Consider the following 3701-nt stretch of genomic DNA (forward strand, 5'->3'; position numbering starts at 1 on the left):
ACTGGTGCAAACACTCAGCGCCAAAGAGCAGCCCGCAGAACCGGAAGTCAAAGACGAGCCGCAGAAAAGCGAGCTGGAAGAGAAAGTCGAAAAGCTCTCCACCCAGCTTGGCGAACTGACCACCAAACTGAGCAGCATCACAGATGAGCAGGCGCGCACACTGGCGGGTCAGGATGCGGAACCCGAGCCGTACCTGTAAGCGCCGGCTTTAGTCTCTCACCCCATTTGTATAGGTAAACACATGCAAGAGCATACCAAAAAGAAACTGAGCGCCTACGTTCAGGCGGTCGCGCAGCAAAACGGCGTCGAGAACGCCACCGAGATGTTCAACGTCTCGCCGAACGGCACTCAGCGCATCATCGCGGCCATTCGTGAAAGCAACTGGTTCCTGAGCCGAATCAACATCATCACTGTGAAAAACCAGATTGGTGAAGCGATTGGTCTGGGCGTGAGCGGCATGATTGCCAGCCGCACCGACACCTCCGGAGACGGCGAGCGCAAACCGAAAGACTACCACGGCATGAAAGCCATGCCTTACGCCTGCGTGCAGACCAACTTCGACACGGCGATCCGCTACGCCAAACTCGATGCCTGGGCGCACATGAAGAGCTTCAACCAGATTGTGTCCAAACACACCCGCGAGCAGATCGACGCCAACAAAATCACCGTCGGCTGGTTTGGTAAAACGGCGGCCGCGAATACGGATGCCGCCGCCAACCCGAACGGCGAAGACGTCAACAAAGGCTGGTTCCAGGCAATGCGTGAGCACAACGCCGAACGTTTAATCACCGAAGGCGTAGAAGGCTCCGGCGTCATCAAGATTGGTGAAGGCGGCGACTTTGCCAACCTCGATCTGGCGGTGCTGAACCTGAAAAACCTGCTGCATCCGGCATGCGAAAACGACGCTGACCTGGTTGCCATCATCGGCTCTGATCTGCTGGCCTATGAAAAGGCCAAGTTCTACGACGCGCACGGCAATACGCCGACAGAAAAGAGCAAGATTCAGGAGCGCCAGGTCATCGGCACCTATGGCGGCCTGCCTGCGGTGTCGGTTCCGGGCTTCCCGTCAACGGGCATCATGGTGACCAGCTACGACAACCTGTCTATCTACATTCAGGAAGACTCGGTTCGCCGCACGGTCGGTAAGAAAAACGACGCCAAAGACCAGATGGAAAACTTTGAGTCGATGAACATGGCCTACGTCATCGAGCAGCTTGAAAAAGTGGCGGCGCTCGAGTTTGGCAACGTCAAACTCAAGATTAACGGGGCGTGGGTATAACCGCGCCAGACTGACACCCTCCAATGCAGGCTCTGTCACGTTATCAATCTGGCTCCTACACAGATTGTTATTCGTGCACTGCTGCCTGCATTCCCTCAAAGGTGATGTATGGAATTTATCGGCAATAAAAGCGACGTGTATGCCTCCGAGCTGTCCGCCACGGATAACTTTCCCGCGCTCAAAATTTCAGAGTTTCAGTCTCTGTTTCATTTCCTCAGTAATGAGACAGAGGCAGGCATTCTGCAACAGGCAAAAGTCTCGCGCATTAAGGTGCACCGCGAGCTGGTGAATACCATCGCGCAGTACGAGAGCCTAGCCGCTCTCTCAAAGGCCAAGTTCGGTGATGAAGAATCCGGTACCACGCTCTACACCCAAGCGGTGTTTGCGCTGACGGCCAGCGAGCTGATTGGCATCCGCCTCAGCTCCGATGCCACCGCCGAAGCGGCCGAGCGTCAGGAAGCGCTGAGCAGCAAGAAATACCATTGCGAGGTGCAATATCGTCAGGCGGTGGATCTGCTGCTTCACGGGCAGGAAACCTACTGCTTTGAGGTGGTGTGATGAAAGCGCTGCAAAGTTTAACGGACCTGTTCAGAGAGCACGTGATTGATGCCAAGAACTTCACCGTCTGGGCCGAAGACGGCGCGCTGTTCTGCACTCAGGGCGACAGCGTCGACGGGTTTGAGCTTGAGTACACCGCCATCGTGTTCATGCAGGATGTCAGAGTGCAGCCGCACATTCTGATGATGCACTTAGTCTCCTGGATGAATATGCACGACCCGTACCGGATGGAAAAAGGATTGCCGTTTCCGACCTTCGCCACCGAGCTGCTGGATAACGGCCGCTGCGACATCAAAATCAAAATTGACCTGCGGGAAGCCTTCTCACTGCAAGCCCACCCGCAAGGAAACTGGCAACAGCACGGCGAGCGTTTTGAATGCGTGGGCGATTTTGCTGCCCGTGTCGACGAAGACGACCTAAGCGAACTGGTGCTGTTTGTCGGCCATCTGGGTGATTTGCCATGAACGAGCTCACGCTGAAAACACCGGAGCAGCTTACTCAGGTGGTTGAGCGTCTGGTGCTGACCGCCACTGAAAAACTGGATTTGAACCGGCGCATGGCCAACCGCGCGCGCCAGTTCTTCCGCGCTCAAATCCGGGCGCAGCGGGACATTGAGAATAACCCGTACCAGAGCCGCACAGGGCGCAAGAGAGTGAGTCTGCGGGACGGGACAACGTCACGCCATACCGTCAACAACAAGAACATGTTGATGGGCCTGTCGAAATCCCTGCGCACGCAGGCCGATGAACACCACTTTGAAGTGGGCCTGGCGGGCGTCGCCGGGCGCATCGGTCAGGAGCACAATCAGGGCAGCCAGCTCTCGTTTACCACCCGAGTGAATGGCTTCTTCGACAGCAAGACCGGACGCTGGCAAGGCGGGCGGCGGGTTAAGCAGAACTATCAGATGCCCCGGCGTACCTTCATCGGCTGGACACCGGAGATCGAGCGCGAGCTGCTCGCCATGGCGGCCGGGCACTTTACAACTGACGTGGAAAGTTAAATGCAAACCATCAAAGTCAAACCACAAAAAGGGTTACTGGTTCGTGACCCGGAGACCCGCGAGCCGTTAAAGGCTGCGGGCGAAGAGAAGCCGCGTAACCCTTACTGGCTGCGTCGCATTAAAGACCAATCCGTCGTGCTCGTCACCACGAAAACGGCAACGAATAAGGAGAACGGCCAATGAGCATCAGTTTCTCAGAAGTTCCGGCCAGCGCTTATGTGCCCGGCATGTATGTCGAAATCGACAACAGCCTGGCCAACAGCGCGGAAGACCAGCAATTGTGCCTGGTGATCGGCAATGCGGTTGCGGGCGCACCGGTGGCGCCCAACACCGTTGTGCTGTGTATGGACGAAACCAAAGCGCAGGCGCAGTTCGGCGCCTCCGACATCGTCGACATGGTGACCTACTTTCGCAAGCAGGATGAAAGCATGCCCGTCTACGCCATCAGCGTGGACGCGGCCGATACCATGTCAGCACTGGCGGCTCTGGGTGATTTGCAGTACCACCACATTATCTGCTCGCTCAATGATGACACCACCATCCGCGATTTGGGCGAGTTTCTGGAGAAACGTTATCAGGCGCTGCAGCAGATCCCCGGCGTGGCTTATATCCCGAAAAAAGGCACCCATGCGGAGCTCATTACCTTTGCCAACAAAAGCAACTGCCCGCTGATCAGCTTTATGCCGGTGAACGCGCTCGGTAACTCTGCCAATGAAGCGCTGACGGATGCGGCGGCGATTGGTGCCTGGGCGGGACAAATTGCGCCGTCACTGGCAAACGACCCGTGCCGCCCGCTGCAAACGCTCAAGATGAGCGGCGTCTATTCCATTGCGGACACCGAGTTTGACTGGGCCGAGCGTAACC

General features: G+C 56.8%; 6 protein-coding genes and 1 pseudogene. All 7 read left to right on the plus strand.

The features are described from left to right. Positions 1-199: pseudogene (locus JIG40_RS00855) on the plus strand (phage capsid protein); the annotation flags it as partial. A 42-nt stretch (positions 200-241) separates the two neighbouring features. After that, positions 242-1279, plus strand: coding sequence for a phage major capsid protein, P2 family (locus tag JIG40_RS00860; RefSeq protein WP_199464618.1), 1038 nt, complete (start codon positions 242-244; stop codon positions 1277-1279). A 108-nt stretch (positions 1280-1387) separates the two neighbouring features. Further along, positions 1388-1837, plus strand: coding sequence for a head completion/stabilization protein (locus tag JIG40_RS00865; protein WP_199464619.1), 450 nt, complete (start codon positions 1388-1390; stop codon positions 1835-1837). Next, the gene (locus tag JIG40_RS00870; RefSeq protein ID WP_199464620.1) at positions 1837-2301 is read left to right on the plus strand and encodes a phage tail protein; all 465 of its coding nucleotides are present in this window, start codon (positions 1837-1839) and stop codon (positions 2299-2301) included. The genes JIG40_RS00865 and JIG40_RS00870 overlap by 1 nt, the downstream gene beginning before the upstream one ends. Beyond that, positions 2298-2837, plus strand: a complete 540-nt coding sequence (locus JIG40_RS00875; RefSeq protein ID WP_199464621.1) for a phage virion morphogenesis protein — start codon at positions 2298-2300, stop codon at positions 2835-2837. Before JIG40_RS00870 ends, JIG40_RS00875 begins: the two co-directional genes overlap by 4 nt. Then, a complete protein-coding gene (locus JIG40_RS00880; protein WP_020432118.1) occupies positions 2838-3020 on the plus strand; it encodes a DUF2635 domain-containing protein in 183 nt (60 codons plus the stop codon). Next, a partial coding sequence (locus tag JIG40_RS00885) for a phage tail sheath subtilisin-like domain-containing protein (protein ID WP_199464622.1) occupies positions 3017-3701 on the plus strand: 685 nt, incomplete at its 3' end. The genes JIG40_RS00880 and JIG40_RS00885, both read left to right, overlap by 4 nt.

The organism is Vibrio sp. bablab_jr001, assembly GCF_016464285.1.
In the GTDB taxonomy this organism is placed as follows: domain Bacteria; phylum Pseudomonadota; class Gammaproteobacteria; order Enterobacterales; family Vibrionaceae; genus Vibrio; species Vibrio fluvialis.

What these genes read in the sequence shown, in the direction of transcription:
- JIG40_RS00860 (WP_199464618.1), top strand. Translation starts at nt 242, where the DNA reads ATGCAAGAGCATACCAAAAAGAAACTGAGCGCCTACGTTCAGGCGGTC.
- JIG40_RS00865 (WP_199464619.1), top strand. Translation starts at nt 1,388, where the DNA reads ATGGAATTTATCGGCAATAAAAGCGACGTGTATGCCTCCGAGCTGTCC.
- JIG40_RS00870 (WP_199464620.1), top strand. Translation starts at nt 1,837, where the DNA reads ATGAAAGCGCTGCAAAGTTTAACGGACCTGTTCAGAGAGCACGTGATT.
- JIG40_RS00875 (WP_199464621.1), top strand. Translation starts at nt 2,298, where the DNA reads ATGAACGAGCTCACGCTGAAAACACCGGAGCAGCTTACTCAGGTGGTT.
- JIG40_RS00880 (WP_020432118.1), top strand. Translation starts at nt 2,838, where the DNA reads ATGCAAACCATCAAAGTCAAACCACAAAAAGGGTTACTGGTTCGTGAC.